Raw genomic sequence first — 14,787 nt, 5'->3', positions numbered from 1 at the left:
TCCATGCGCATTTTCCTGGCCATCATCTATTGCTTCATGAACCTCGCCGGCTGCACGGACACGCAGAACCGCACGCTGGTCTCCACCGCGCAGGAGAACGGCGCGACCACCCTGGAAAGCCATACCGAGGTACGCATGGGCCGCGCCCGCTTCGCCTGCGAGGCGAGCAAGGGAGGGCACTGTTACTACACGGTGTTCGATGGAGCGAAGGAAGTGCGGAGATTCTCGCTCGCGGTCTCCGAGGAACGGCTGGTCGACGACCTGCCTCCCGGATTCAGGTTGTGCGTGACGCCCGTCGATGAAAAACAGACGGCAAACTGCGACCGAGCCTGACCCGTCCTTCCTGCGAAGGCAGGAACCCAGCGACTTCCTCGCAACATGGAGAAAAAGTCGCTACGCCCCCGCCTGCGCAGAGGCGACGTCAGCGCGGCACCACCGTGAAGGTGATCTTCGAGGGATGGCCCGCATCGTGGTGCACCACGTTATGCGCGATCACGCCCTTCGCCTCGTCGTAGTTGTTCCCGCCCGTGTTGAGGTTGCGATCGAAGCGCGGGAAGTTGCTGCTCGAGACCGCCACGCGCAGCTTGTGGCCCGGGAAGAAGAAGTTGCTGGTGTCGATCGGCTGGAAGGTGACCTTGTACACCTCGCCGTCCTTCATCCACACCGGCGGCTTGTCGTAACCGTCGCGGTAGCGCATGCGCTGGATGTTCTCGGTGAGGTTGAATGCCCGGCCGTCCGGGTAGACGTCCATCACCTTGAAGGTGAAGTCGGTGTCCTTCGCGTCGGAGGAAACGTAGAGCGTGACCGTGATCGGACCGCTGACCTCGGTGCCTTCCTTGAACGGTTCGGAGTCGTACACGAGGATGTCGTTACGGGCGAGCTGGGTGTTCTGGTCGAACGAGCCGAACTTGACCGCCGTGCCCTGGCAGCAACCGCCGCCGCCGAGCGTGGTCACGGGGTTCATCGGATCGTAGAGGAAGTTGTCCGGATGATCGGTGCCGTCCGCCGTGGCAACCAGCTTGCCGTCGCCGTACAGGGTGTTGGCCTTGCCGCCGCTGCTGAAGTAAAGGTCGCGCGTGCTCGAACCGGCCGGCGGCCAGGTCGGCGAATCGCGCCACTTGTTCTCGCCCATCACGTAGTACATGACCTTCGGCTGCTTGTCGACGACGGGGCTGTCCACGCCCTTCAGGAACTTGTCGAACCAACCGTAGACCAGGCCTTCGTAGTCGAAGCGGGCATCGCCCACGTCGAGATCGCCGATCATGGTGTGCTCGGTTGCGCGGGTGTAGGCGCAATGCAGCACCGGGGCGATGACCGCGTACTGTTCATCGGCGATCTTCTTCGGCGCCGTGGCACGCACGTGGTTGTACGCGGCCAGGTTGGGCGACACGGACACGTCGAACCAGCTCATGAACCACAGGCCCGGCTTGTCGATCTTCATGTTGTCGTGCCACAGGCCGCCCTTGTACCAGGCTGCGCCGTTCGGCGTGCGCGCGATCATGTTGCCGCCCGTGGGCACGTCCATCGCATCGGCAAAGATACCCTTCGGGCCGCCGGCCGCCTTCATGATGTCTTTCTCGGGCAGGGTCCAGAAAAGCTTGTCCCAGTCCGCCGGAGGTGGCTGCGAATCGAGGTCGAACATCTTCGAGGCCTGGATGCGCTCGGCCTGCGAGAGGTTCGGCGGGAACATCGGGCGCAGCTGGTTCTGTTCCTTGTAGAGCCAGTCGATGAAGAGCATCTGCACGGCGCCGCCGCGATACCAGTTGCCCTGCTCGTAATACGGACCCACACGGCCTACGCCGGCGCCGAAGCCCTGCACATTGAAGGTGGCCAGGCCGGGTTCGCCCTGCGCCACCACGGCCATCTGCCATTCGGCGGTGGACGAGCAACCGGTGGTGCCCACCTTGCCGCTCGACCAGGGTTGCGACGTGATCCAGCGCACGGCATCCACGCCGTCCGACAGGGGCGCGCCCAGGATGTCGTAGTTGCCTTCGGAGAAGTAATGGCCACGCTCGTTCATCTCGACGAAGGCATAGCCGCGCTTGACGGCTTCGAGCTCATGCGACAAGTCGCGCGGAGCGCCGAGCTTCACGTCCCAGAAATTGAAGTTGTACGGGGTGCGGACGAAGATCGCCGGCACCTTGCCGGCAGCGTTCTTCGGCCGGTAGACGTCGGCCGCCATATGCTTGCCGTCGCGCATCTTCACCATCACCTTGCGGTCGACGACGGCGATCTTTTCGAGCTGATTCTCGATGTCGTTGCGCTTGGCGATCGTCGCCATCTGCTCGCGCGTGAGGTTCGTCTGCTGTGCGGCGACAGGCGCGGCGAGGAGGGCAAGGCAGAACGACGAGACGCCGACCGACAAGGCGGTCCTGAGGTGGCGGAGGGCAGGGCGCTTGGATGACATCGGTCATACCTGTTTTCAGGGACGGTTCATCGAGTCTGGCAAAATGTCCGCGTCAGTTAAATCATGACTTCCGGCAGGGGTCGCGCTCCTATATGCAAGAGCGCCGGCATCGGCGGCGGCTAAGATGCGGGGCATCGCACCCGGGGGACGCATGGCTTCGACCGAAACTTTCAAGTTCATCCTCGTATTGCTCGTCGCGATCCTTGCGCTCGAGTTGATCGCGCGCCGCCTGCGCCTGCCGTCCGCGGCCGCGCTGCTGGCCGGCGGCATCGGCATCGCCTTCCTGCCGGGCATGCCGGAGGTGAGGTTCGATCCCGAGCTGGTGCTCACCGTGTTCCTGCCGCCCCTGTTGATGGACGGCGCCTTCTATACGGTGTGGTCGGAATTCCGCAAATACCTTGGCGGCATCCTGTGGCTGGCGGTGGGCGCCGTGGTGTTCACCACCTTCGCCGTGGGCGTCACCGTGCATTGGGCGTTGCCGTCGTTGCCCTGGGCCGCCTGCTTCGCCCTGGGTGCCGTCGTGTCGCCTCCCGACGCCATCGCGGCGAAGGCGGTGCTCGACAAGGTGCGCCTTCCGCGCCGCCTCATGGTCCTGCTGGAAGGCGAGAGCCTGCTCAACGACGCGACCGGCCTCGTGCTGTTCCGTTTCGCCGTGGCCGCCGCGCTGACCGGTGCCTTCAGCATGCAGGACGCCTTGCTGAGCTTCGTCGGACTCAGTGTAGGTGGCGTTGCCGCGGGTCTCGTCGTCGGCGGCATCCTGGTCTTCGCGCTTCGCCGCATCGACCATGTCTTCCTCACCATCACGGCCGCCTGCCTGTCCCCCTGGGCCGCTTATATCGGCGGCGAGTCGGTGCACGTCTCCGGCGTCATTTCCGTGGTGACCTGCGGCATCATCTTCGGCTGGTACCAGCACGATGTCTTCACCGCGAACGTGCGCGTGCGCAGCACCGCCTTCTGGCAGGTGTTGATCTTCCTGCTCGAGGCGCTCGTGTTCATCCTCATCGGGTTCTCCCTGCGCGGCGTCGTGGAGCGGCTGGGCGGTATCGGGAATGCGGTGGGAACCCTGGGCATCCCCATCCTCGCCGTGCTGGGTGCCGTGATCCTGTCGCGTTTCGTGTGGATCTACGCCACCGATTACCTGCGCGTGCCGCTGGCCCGCATGGTAGGCCGGAAGCCCTTGCCGGCATCGCCGCGGGCATCGTTCCTGCTCGGCTGGGCGGGCATGCGCGGCGTGGTGACGCTGGCCATCGCGCTCTCGCTCCCGGAAGCGATGCCAGGGCGCGACCTGACACTGGCGGCGGCGTTTGCCGTGATCCTCGTGACCGTCGTCATCCAGGGCAGCACGGTCGGCGCGGTGATCCGCTGGCTGGGACTGGAAGGGGAGCGGCATGTCGACACCACCTACCTGAGCGAACCGCAGGCGTCGCTGCTCGTCGAGGGCGCCCAACTGGAAGCGGTGAAGGCGAGGGCATACGACGACGAGGGCAGGCTCGTCCATCCGCGGCTGTTGGAGCAATACACGTACCGCGTATCGGTACTGGAGCGTTACAACGCGACGCCGGAGGCATTCGCCGGCGGCCGCGAGGCCCACTACGACCTGGTGCTGGCAGCGATCGCCGCCGGCCGCGCGGAACTCCTGCGCCTGCACCGCTCGGGGCGCATCCACGACGAGGTGCTGCACTATCTCGAACGCGACCTGGATCTCCAGCAGATCGAGGCGGAGAACGACCGGCAAAGTCCGGGGAGCTGAAGTCCCGCGCATAAAAAAGCGCCACCGTTTGGCACGGCGGCGAGGGGATATTGCAATGAGGATCCGTCCCTGGACCGGTTTTTCTTGTAATTAAGTAAAAACGGGAGTCAACACAGGGGAGGTAGCGGACGTTTCCGTCCGCTACTCCCTTTGCCTACGAGGGGATCAGAAGTCGTAGGTCGCGGTCAGACGGGCGTAACGCGGCGTCTGGTAGTACAGGCCGGCACCGTAGGTATTCGACAGCGTGAACTTGTCGTCTTCGTAAGTGTAGTCCTGCAAGAGCGGCTTGCGCTCGTTGGTGACGTTGAACAACTGCAAGCCGAAGGCCAGCTTGTGATCGGCGAAGGCCGGACGGTACTCCACGGCGAGATCGAGCTGCTTCACCCACGGCAGACGCTGTTCACCCGGAGCGTACAGCTTGCCCGCGCACGAGTGGTACGAGGAGCCGTAGCTGATCGGATCGTCTTCTTCCGGACCGAAGAAGCCGAGGCAGGACTTCGGCGCGCCCGACGTGATGCGGACCGAACCGGAGAACATCCACTCGGGGGTGAGCTGGTACGAGCCGTAAGCCTTGAACTGGTGCTTGCGATCGTTGGCCAACAGGCCGTTGCTGTGGATCATCAGTGCGGCGGCATCCCAGTCCTGGGTCTTCGAGATGTCATCCTGGCCGATGTCCGACTTCACCTGGCCTTCCGTGTTGCCATAGCTCTTCGAGAAGGTGTAGTCGAAACGCGCGAACCACTTGCCGTCGAACGGATGCTCCAGGTACAGGTCGAGGGCGTAGTACTTGCGCTTGGCACCCTGGGTGAATCCCCAGTCGTCCGAGCTCATCTTCACCTCGGTGCGGCCGTTGCCGTCGGCGTTGGCGAAGCTGAACGTGTTGGTCTTGCCCGGATTGAAGATGACGCAGCCCGGAATCGTGACAGTGTCCGGATCCACGCCCTGCGCGGCGAGCTTCTCGGCGGCCCTGTCCGTATCGCACACGTCGTCGATGGCAGCCTGCAACTTGCGCAGGGTGAACTTGGCGCCCGTCACCCACTCGGAGCCAAGCGTCTTGTCGAAGCCGAGGATGGCCTCGTCCTGGTACTGCGAATCCAGGTCGCGCGCCGTGATCGACTTGGCATCGTTCGGCTGCCCGTATTCGCCGTTCGAGGACACCGGGCCTGGACCCAGCGGGGTGAGGCCGGTGGGCTCGCCGTTGGCGGTGATGCCGGTGTAGGTGAAATATTCCCTCGTGAAGGTCGAGGACGAGGCACCACGAATCGCGACGCTGTTCGGCAGGGCGAGGTAGTAACGGCCCAGGTTGCCGTAGATCTTCAAGCTGGAGTCGCCGAAGACGTCCCACGAAGCACCGATACGCGGTGCCCATTGGTTGCCACTGTTGACGTAGCTCTCGCCGTTGTTGTTGTAGTTGGTGAAGCGGTCGTTACGAACACCGACGGTCAGGAGGAACTTGTCCGTCATTTGCCACTTGTCTTCGAGGTAGTAGGCCTTCTGGTCGACCGACATGCTCGTCGTGGTGCTGAAGATGTACTTCTGGACGTAATAGCCGTCGCCACCCGGAGCACCGACGCCCAGGCGGTCGTCGATCACTTCATCGGGCGCACCGGAATGGTTGTAGATCCAGAGGTAGCCCGGGCCTGTCGTAGTCACGCCTTCGTTGTGACCGCTGAACTTCATGTTGTCGATACCGCCGGTGAGGCGATGGTCGCCCACCTGCCACTCGAGGTCGGCACGCAGGCCGTGCGTCTTGCTGTTCGCATCCGGTGCGTTCTGCTGCGACGTCACGGTATTGGTACGGATGGGCGAACCCCCGTTGAGCGCCGGATCCTGGTTCGTCGCGCCGCTGATCAACGGCAGGTCGCTGTTGCCCGGGTTCTTGAGGATATCGTCGGTCTTGCTCTTGCCATACGTCGCCGAGAACGTCAGGTCGTCCGTGATGTAGCTGGTGTACTTGGCAATGGCGTACTTGGAGGAGACCTTGGTGGTATCCGGGAACGTGCCGTCCTTGCCGAGGTGCGTACGGGTGTCGTAGTCGTACACGTTGTACACGCCGCTACGCTCGTCCGTCGAACGGATGCCCGTCAGTTCGAGGATGTTGCTGTCGTTGATGTTCCAGTCCAGCTTGGCGTAGTACTTCGGCAGATCGTAGGTGTAGTGGTTCGTCGCTGGCTTTGCCGACGTATACGCCGATGTGGTGGTGCCTTCGGTCTTCTCCGACTCGGCGGCGACAAACAGGAACAGCCTGTCCTCGATCAGCGGACCGCCGACGTAGCCGCTGACGGTGCGGGTCCACTGCGTGTCGCCCTTGCGGTTGCGGTACAGCGTGCCAGGCAGGCTTTCGTCGGTATAGACATAGCCAGCCGGAGGCGTGGCATCCCGGAAGTACTGGTTGCCCAGCTGCGACCGGGCGAACTTCGGCTCCCACAACACCTGCGCGCCAAAGTGCCATTCGTTCGTTCCGCGCTTGCCGACCTGGCTGATCACGCCACCGTCGGAGCGGCCATATGCGGCGCTGTAACCGCCGGTATAGATTTCCTGCTGGTCGATCGCCCCGTAAGGCAGGCTGACGCCGCCGAGGTTCTTCAGCGGATCGGACGTGTTGTAACCGTTGATGTAGTAGGCGTTCTCGCTGACGCCGGCACCGCCGAAGGAGACGACGCGGCCGAAGTCGCCGGAACCGGTCACGACACCCGGAGCGAGCAGCGCGATCGACTCGGCGTTGCGGCCGAGCGGCAGGCGTGCCAACTGTTCCGAAGTGACGACCGTGCGCGAATCGACGGAAGAAACATCGATCGGCGGCAGGGCGTTGGCGGTGACCGTGACCGACTCGAGGGATTGCGCGCTGGTGGCGGCGCTTCCGACGAACGACACCTCCGAGCCGGCACCTACCGTCAGACCGACGTTCTTGCGCGAATCGACGACCTGGCCATTCTGCACGACGTTGACGGTGTACGAACCCAGCGGCAGGTTGCCGATGCGATACCGGCCGTCCTGGTCGACCGGGACCTGGCGGTTGACGCCCGTGCTACCGCTGATCTGGATGGTGCTGCCAGGCGCGGCCTGACCGAAGATCGAACCGGTCGTGGCCTGCGCGAGGACGGCCCCTGTGCCGCCCAGGCTCGCCGCGAGGGCGAACGCCAGCGCGGAACGACGCAGCAGCTGCGTCTGACGGATGTTGCGTAAGTACATTTTGCGCTCCCCAGAATTGGCCAGGTGGGCCAGGCAACGTCGGCTAAGACCGACGAATCTCACGTATGAAGCATCCTCGTCCGAACTGCGTCGGACTCTCCCCCGAGAGGACGACGGCGATCGAGGATCACGTGCAAACCGCATCTCGTTTTGTTGCGGTAAGGGAAACATAAAGCCAATATTTTAAACGCGTCAATAGTTACTGATTCATATGGGTAACATTCGCAATATTTTGCGAATCGAGAGGCGATATCAAGCTCATATCTGCCTATTTTTCCTAGGATTCCTAGGAATTTTTCAGACTTGTACGAACCGGAATTCATCGCATGAGTGTGCGGGACTTTCGCTACTTTCGATCATAAAGCGCCACCGGATGGTCACGGTGGCGATGGGGAGCATGCAACAGAGGTCCCTCCCTGGACTGTTATTGTATCGATTTTGGAAACAATCGAGACGCAACACCTAAAAATCGTAGGTCGCCGTCAGGCGGGCATATCGCGGTGTCTGGTAGTACAGGCCGGCACCGTAGGTATTGCTGACCGTGAAGCGGTCGTCCTCATAGGTGTAATCCTCGAGAAGCGGCTTGCGCTCGTTGGTGATGTTGAACACCTGGATGCCGAGGGCCAGCTTGTGGTCGGCGAAGGCTGGGCGATATTCGACCGCGACGTCCAGTTGCTTGAACCACGGCATGCGGTCCTGGCCCGGCGCGTAGAGTTCGCCTGCGCATGAGTGATACGAGGAGCCGTAGCTGATCGGGTCGTCGTCGTTGGGACCGAAGTAGCCAAGACACGATTTTGGCGCACCGGAGGTCAGGCGCAGCGAACCGGAGAACATCCATTCCGGGGTGAGCTGGTACGAGCCATAAGCCTTGAACTGGTGTTTGCGGTCGTTGGCCAGCAGGCCGTTGCTATGCACCATGATCGCCGCGGCATCCCAGTCTTGCGTCTTGGAGATATCCATCTGGCCGATGTCCGACTTCACCTGACCCTCCGTGTTGCCGTAGCTCTTGGAGAAGGTGTAGTCGATGCGCCCGAACCACTTGCCGTCGAACGGATGCTCGAGGTACAGGTCGAGGCCGTAGTACTTGCGCTTCGCGCCGGAAGTAAAACCCCAGTCGGCCTTTGTCATGGTGAATTCCGTACGCCCATTGCCATCCGCGTTCGCGAAGCTGAAATCGTTCGAGCGTCCAGGATTGAAGATCACGCAACTCGGGATCGTCACCGAGTCCGGGTCGATCCCCATCGACGCGAGCTTCAGCTGGGCCTTGCCGCTGCCGTCCTTGTTCACAAGGTCGCAGACATCGTCGATCGCAGCCTGCAGTTTGCGCAGCGTGAACTTCGCGCCGACGACCCAGTCCGGTCCGAGCGTCTTGTCGAAGCCGAGGATGGCTTCGTCCTGGTACTGCGACTTCAGGTCGGTGGCGGTGATCGATTTCGGGTCGTTGGGCTGGCCGTACTCGCCGTTCGTCGATACAGGGCCCGGACCGAGTGGGCTGAGGCCGAGCGGCTCGCCGTTCGGATCGATGCCGGTGTAGGTGAAATATTCGCTGGTGTTCAAGGACGCCGACGCGCCGCGGATGGCGACGCTATTCGGCAAGGCGAGGTAGTAGCGACCGAGGTTGCCGTAGATCTTCAGCGAGGAATCGCCGAACACATCCCACGACGCACCGATGCGCGGCGCCCACTGGTTGCCGCTGTCGACATAGACGCGGCCGCGGTCGTTGTAGTTCTTGAACTTGTCGTTGCGCAATCCGACCGTGAGCAGGAACTTGTCCGTGACCTGCCACTTGTCCTCCACGTAGTACGCTTTCTGATCGACCGACATGCTCGTGGTGGTGATGAAGATGCCGCGGCGCACGTAATAGCCCTCACCGCCGGCCGGGCCCACCCCCAGGCCGGGCACGAGTGCCGCCGTGGGATCGCTTTCCTTGCCGTAGACCCACTGGTAGCCCGGACCGGTCGTGGAGACGCCTTCGTTGTGGGCGTGGAACTTCATGTTGTCGATGCCGCCAGTGAGGCGATGGTCGCCCACCTGCCACTCGAGGTCGGCACGCAGGCCGTGCGTCCTGCTGTTGGCTCCTGGCGCGATCTTCCGCGTGGTGGCCGTGCTGTTGACCAGGGAGCCGGCACCGGGGATGGCGGGATCCTGAAGTTCGGGGTGGCTGATAAAGGGCAGGCCGTGGTCGCCCGGGTTCGTCTGCACGTCCGTGGTCTTGCTTTTGCCGTAGGTGGCCGAGAACGTCAGGTCGTCGGTGATGTAGCTGGTGTATTTGCCGATGAAGTACGTGGACGAGACCTTGGTGCTGTCCGGGTATTGTCCTTCGAATCCGGTATGCACGCGGTTGTCGTAGTCGAACGTGGAGTATTTTCCATCGCGCTGGTCGGATGAGTTGATGCCTGTGAGTTCGAGGATGTTGCTGTCGTCGATGTTCCAGTCCAGCTTGGCGTAGTACTTCGGAAGGTCGTAGGTGAAATGTTTGGTCGCAGCGGGTGCCGTGGTCAACGCGTTGGTATCGGTGCCTTCGGTTTTCTCGGTTTCGGCGGCGACGAAAAGAAACAGCTTGTCCTTGACCAGCGGGCCTCCGGCGTAAGCGCTCACGGTGCGCGTCCACTGCGTATCTCCCGCGCGATTCCGGTAAAGCTTTCCGGCGAGTTCGGGGCTGGTATAACCGTAGCCGGCCGGGAGGCCCGCATTTGCGAAATATTGGTTTCCGAGTTGCGCTCGTGCGAACTTCGGCTCCCACAGCAATTGCGCGCCGAAGTGCCATTCGTTCGTGCCGCGCTTGCCCACCTGGCTGATCACGCCGCCGTCGGAGCGACCATACATGGCGCTGTAGCCGCCGGTGTAGATTTCCTGCTGGTCGATCGCACCGTAGGGAAGGCCGACGCCACCCAGGTTACGCAGTGGATCGGTGGTGTTGTAGCCGTTGATGTAGTACGCGTTCTCGGATACACCGGAACCACCGAACGAAACGGTGCGGCCGAAGTAGCCGGCACCCGGGTTGACGCCGGGTGCGAGCAGGGCGATCGATTCCGCGTTGCGGCCGAGCGGAAGCCGGGCAAGCTGCTGCGCCGTGACGACGGTGCGCGAGTCCACGGCAGAGACGTCGATGGGTGGCAGCGCGTTGGCGCTGACGGTGATGGAATCCAGTGCCTGCGCGGTAGCAGCCGTGGCCGTGGCGGCGAACGACACTTCGGAACCGGCACCGACGGTGAGGCCGACGTCCTTCCGCGAGTCGACCACCTGGCCGTTCTGCATCAGGTTGACGGTGTAATTGCCCAGCGGCAGGTTGCCGACGCGGTAGCGCCCATCTTCGCCGACGGGTACCTGACGCGTGACGCCTGTGGTACCCGTAACCTGGACCGTGCTGCCCGGCGAGGCCTGGCCGAAAATCGAACCGGTAGTGGCTTGAGCGAAGACGGCACCTGCGCCGGCGAAGCCGAGCGCAAGCGCGAGCGTCAAGGTGGAGCGACGCAGCAGAGGCATCTGACGGTTGGTGCGTGGATTCATTTACGGCTCCCCAGAGGAAGGCCCGGAACGGACCGGAAAGACACCGGCGTGCCGCCGGCGATCTCACGTGGAAAGCGCTTCTCTACCGTCGTGGATCCGATCTCCCCCGAGCGTCGACGACGATGGAGAACCACGTGCAAAAACCGCACGTCGCAACGTACGGTCCCCGGACCTTAGGCTCGTCATTCCAAACGCGTCAATGGTTACGGATCACAAAAGCAGCCATCGCAAGAAATCGCGCAGGAACGTGCGAGTTAGGCGCATATGTAACTATTTTTACTGGAATTGTCGGCCTGACGATTGACACGCGGAGACCATCGGATTTTTCGATCCGGCCTGTTTGCGGAAAGCGTCAGGCTGGAGCCCTGGGACGGGTCGGCATGGCTCCGGCGGGAGCCGCCGGATCAGGAGTCCTCGCCCCCGGGCCGGGAACAGCGACATGGGTGGGACTCTGTCTTGCACGCGACGACGAGACGCCACCGTTCACGACGTTAGCCACGAAACGCACCGCCTTGTTCAACGCGGTACCGATGAACGGCAGGCGGGTGACGGGGACGGAGATGACCGCCACCTCTTCGCGCATCAGATGGATGTTGGGTTCCGCATGTGTCCACGCGAGCTCCACTTCATTGGGCGCGCTCGAACGACTGGGTACCTCGTCGTTGGTGATGCGCTGCACTTCGCGGAAGAAATGCAGGTGGATGAAACCGTCGTCGGTCGGACCGGTCACCGCCATGCCTGTCGCTACCGCCGACGCGAAGTGCGTGGGGCGGACGTGCATGATGCTCTTCTTCGACGGTTGCGACACGGCGAGGCCTCGATTCGTGGCATAGCATCCCCCCGGATGCTCCTGGCGTGGAGGATACGTGAAGCCGGCGAGCGATGGGGGTACGATGTGTGACGCCCGTCAGCTTCAAACCATGAACCATGCCGACCATTTCGATCAAAAGGGTTTACGAGGAGCCGGGCCATCGGGAGGGCATGCGTATCCTGGTCGACCGTCTGTGGCCTAGAGGGTTGACCAAGGAGAAGGCGGCGGTGGACCTGTGGATGAAGGACGTCGCGCCGTCTCCGTCGCTGCGTACATGGTTCGATCATCGGGAGGACCGCTTCGAGGAGTTCTCCCGGCGGTATGTGGCCGAGCTGGAACACAACCCGGCAGCCGCGGAACTTCGCACGCTGGCCCGCAAGCGCAAGGTCACCTTCGTTTACGGTGCGCGCGACGGACGCATCAACCACGCGGCCGTGCTGGCCGAATGGATGCGGCGGGAAACCTGATCGTCGCCCGGTTCATCGGATGCGATGGCAGGCAGGACTGTCCATGCCGGCGCATTCGGGCATCATCGGGCTCCCTCCCGAGTGAGCCCGAGACATGCCTAAGGTTTCGTTGCCCAGCCTCGCCGCCCTCCTGGCCCTCACGCTGCCCGCTCCTGCGTTTGCCGTCGACGCGACTCCCGGACCCCGTCCCGGCGAGATCGCCGTCGAACACGGTGTCGCCACGGCATCCGACGGTTCGACCATGCCGTACGAGATCGGAACGCTATACGTTCCGGAGAACCGCGCCAAACCCGGCTCGCGTCCGATCGGCGTCGGATTCGTACGGGTCAAGGCCACGCACCCGACCAAGGCCCCGCCCATCGTCCTTCTCGCGGGTGGACCGGGCATCACCATGCTCGACATCGTCCTGGATCGCGACGATGCGGCGAAGCGTCGGGTGAAGGTATGGCAGGGGTACGCGGAGATCGCGGACCTCATCGTCATCGAACAGCGGGGTTACACGTTGCGTGGCGACATGATGACATTGAAGGTTCCCGCCGCCCCGCTGGATAAGGCATCGACGATAGAAGCGGATATCGAGACGATGCGCAGCATGGCGCGGGCCGCGCGAACCGCATACCCGAAGGCCGACCTTTCCGGATATTCCATCGGCGAGATGGCGGACGATGTGGACGACCTGCGCAAAGCGCTGGGTTACGACCGGGTGAGCCTCGTGGCTGCCAGCTTCGGCTCGCAGTGGGCGTTCGCGGTGATGAAGAGACATCCGGGCAGGACGGCGAGGACGGTGATCTCGTCGGCAGAGCCCCTCGACTATGGCTACGATATCCCGTCGCATGTCTTCGCGGTCATGCAACGGATCGCCGTGGAAGCGGAACAGGATCCAGCACTCAAGCCCTACATGCCCGAGGGTGGCCTGACGGGCGCGATCCAGGCCACGCTCCAACGTTTCCGGAAGGGCGATGCGACCGTGATCGTTCCTGGCGAAAACGGAGCGACACGGAAACTCGTCCTTGGCCTCGGCGACTACCAGCAGGCGCTCGTCAATTATGCGGGCGATGCCAGCGAGTTTCCCGCCTTCGTTCTGTCCGCCTATCACCGCCATTACGACGAGTGGGCACGCGACAGCATCGGCTGGCGAGCCGCCGAGGACCGGTCGCTGATCAATCCCTTGGTCAACATCGGCCTGGACATGAGCGCGGAGCGCAAAGATCTCCTTTGGACCGATCCGGCCCTTCCGATCGTGGGTGGCTGGAACTTCGCCAGCTATCTCGCCACGAAGGGCGAGTGGGCTACACCCGACCCCGGCGATGCCTTCCGTCACGCGGTACAGGACCCGACCCCCATCCTCTTCGTGCAGGGCGATTGGGATGCCTCGACCCCGATCGAGAACACCTTCGCCATGGCCCCGTATTTCCCGAACAGCCGTACGGTCGTCGTCCACCGGGCGCAGCACGGCGGCACGTTCCAGCTGTTGCGCAGCCGTCCGGCATTGCTGGCGAAAGTCGGCGCGTTCCTGCGCACCGGCGAGACGCGCGACCTGCCTTCGGAGATTTCTCTCGATGCGGTGACTTTCAGGAAGCCCGGATTTCCGCCGCCGGGCACATGATCGATCAGGGCGTGCGCGCCGTCATGCCGATGCCGCGCATCCAGGCATCCGCCAGCCCGGTCCAGTGCGTGATCGGTTCCGCGGTCGGCCTCAACCCGAAGGCGTGGCCGCCGTGCGCATACAGGTGCATTTCCGCAGGTACACCGGCCTTCTTCAAGGCCGTGAAATAGACCAGCGCCTGGTTCACGCCGTCCACCTCGTCGTCTTCGGCTTGCAGCACGAAAGTGGGCGGCGTCTCCGCGGAAACGGGGATGTTCGGATTCAACGTACGGTAGTCGGTGGTGAGGTGACCGGGGTAGATCGCGAGCGCGAAGTCGGGCCGCGCGCTTTGCTTGTCGACGGCGTCCACGGGTGCGTAGATGCGCCGCTTGAAGTTCGTGCTGGCTTCGGCCACAAGGAATCCGCCGGCCGAGAAGCCAAGCACGCCCACTTTGTGCGGATCGATGTGCCACGTGGCTGCTTTCGAGCGAACCAGTCTCAATGCTCTTTGCGTGTCCGCCAAGGACGGCATGGACAGCGCGAGGTTGTGCGGACGGCAATCGCACCGCCACTCGTAGGGCGGGCTCGGCACGCGGTACTTCAACAGCACGCAGGTCACGCCCTTGGGCGTCAGCCAGTCGCAGACGTCCGTGCCTTCCAGGTCCATGGCGAGACCTTCGAAGCCTCCACCGGGAATCACGATGACCGCCGCGCCGGTGTTCGCTCCCGTGGGAGCGTAGATCGTGATCGTGGGTCGGGATACGTTCGAAATCCACGTCACCGGCTTGCCGCCGATGAGATCGGTACCGGTCTTCACGTACTCGGGACCCGGCACCGTGTTGGGATGCGGTGGCGTGCCCGGCCATAGCGCCACCTGCGCCCGCCCGCCGGCGGGCTGCCAGAGCGCGGGCTCCGCGCTGGCTGCACCCCAGGACATCAGCAGGCACGTGGCCATGGCTATGCTCAACGGTTTCATCCGGTTTTCCCCCTTGTCGATGGACGCGAGGCAGTCATCCTCTCCCTGCTGTGGGGCGAGCGCGGGACCCATTCCTGCCATTCTCCGGG

9 protein-coding genes are annotated in these 14,787 nt (G+C 63.3%); 4 read left to right on the top strand and 5 right to left on the bottom strand.

Features of this window, described 5'->3' with window-relative positions; all coding sequences use genetic code 11:
- Positions 1–3 precede the first annotated feature (3 nt).
- On the top strand, positions 4–333 hold the full coding sequence (locus HBF32_RS06110) for a hypothetical protein (RefSeq protein WP_166698819.1): 330 nt from the start codon (positions 4–6) through the stop codon (positions 331–333).
- A gap of 88 nt (positions 334–421) precedes the next feature.
- Here the strand turns inward: HBF32_RS06110 and HBF32_RS06105 are convergent, their stop codons facing one another.
- Positions 422–2,407, bottom strand: a complete 1,986-nt coding sequence (locus HBF32_RS06105; protein ID WP_166698818.1) for a CocE/NonD family hydrolase — start codon at positions 2,405–2,407, stop codon at positions 422–424.
- Positions 2,408–2,558: 151 nt separating this feature from the next.
- On the opposite strand from HBF32_RS06105, the gene HBF32_RS06100 reads away from it, so the two are divergent.
- The gene (locus HBF32_RS06100) at positions 2,559–4,157 is read left to right on the top strand and encodes a Na+/H+ antiporter (protein ID WP_166698817.1); all 1,599 of its coding nucleotides are present in this window, start codon (positions 2,559–2,561) and stop codon (positions 4,155–4,157) included.
- A gap of 165 nt (positions 4,158–4,322) precedes the next feature.
- Here HBF32_RS06100 and HBF32_RS06095 read toward each other — a convergent pair whose 3' ends face one another.
- From HBF32_RS06095 to HBF32_RS06085, 3 genes are all read right to left on the bottom strand, one after another.
- Complete coding sequence (locus HBF32_RS06095; RefSeq protein WP_166698816.1) at positions 4,323–7,349, bottom strand: TonB-dependent receptor; 3,027 nt, start codon at positions 7,347–7,349, stop codon at positions 4,323–4,325.
- A 462-nt stretch (positions 7,350–7,811) separates the two neighbouring features.
- Complete coding sequence (locus tag HBF32_RS06090; RefSeq protein ID WP_166698815.1) at positions 7,812–10,859, bottom strand: TonB-dependent receptor; 3,048 nt, start codon at positions 10,857–10,859, stop codon at positions 7,812–7,814.
- A 352-nt stretch (positions 10,860–11,211) separates the two neighbouring features.
- Complete coding sequence (locus HBF32_RS06085) at positions 11,212–11,640, bottom strand: hypothetical protein (protein ID WP_166698814.1); 429 nt, start codon at positions 11,638–11,640, stop codon at positions 11,212–11,214.
- Between the two features lie 146 nt (positions 11,641–11,786).
- On the opposite strand from HBF32_RS06085, the gene HBF32_RS06080 reads away from it, so the two are divergent.
- Together HBF32_RS06080 and HBF32_RS06075 are read left to right on the top strand one after the other, a co-directional pair.
- Positions 11,787–12,137, top strand: coding sequence for a DUF488 domain-containing protein (locus tag HBF32_RS06080; protein WP_166698813.1), 351 nt, complete (start codon positions 11,787–11,789; stop codon positions 12,135–12,137).
- A gap of 94 nt (positions 12,138–12,231) precedes the next feature.
- Complete coding sequence (locus HBF32_RS06075; RefSeq protein WP_166698812.1) at positions 12,232–13,743, top strand: alpha/beta hydrolase; 1,512 nt, start codon at positions 12,232–12,234, stop codon at positions 13,741–13,743.
- Between the two features lie 4 nt (positions 13,744–13,747).
- Here the strand turns inward: HBF32_RS06075 and HBF32_RS06070 are convergent, their stop codons facing one another.
- Positions 13,748–14,677 (bottom strand): alpha/beta hydrolase, encoded by a 930-nt coding sequence (locus HBF32_RS06070; RefSeq protein ID WP_425482232.1) that lies wholly within the window; start codon positions 14,675–14,677, stop codon positions 13,748–13,750.
- Positions 14,678–14,787: the final 110 nt, after the last annotated feature.

Source organism: Luteibacter yeojuensis (genome assembly GCF_011742875.1).
GTDB lineage: Bacteria > Pseudomonadota > Gammaproteobacteria > Xanthomonadales > Rhodanobacteraceae > Luteibacter > Luteibacter yeojuensis.
The sequence above is the reverse complement of the archived record's forward strand: the minus strand, read 5'-3'. Positions and strand labels throughout refer to the sequence as shown.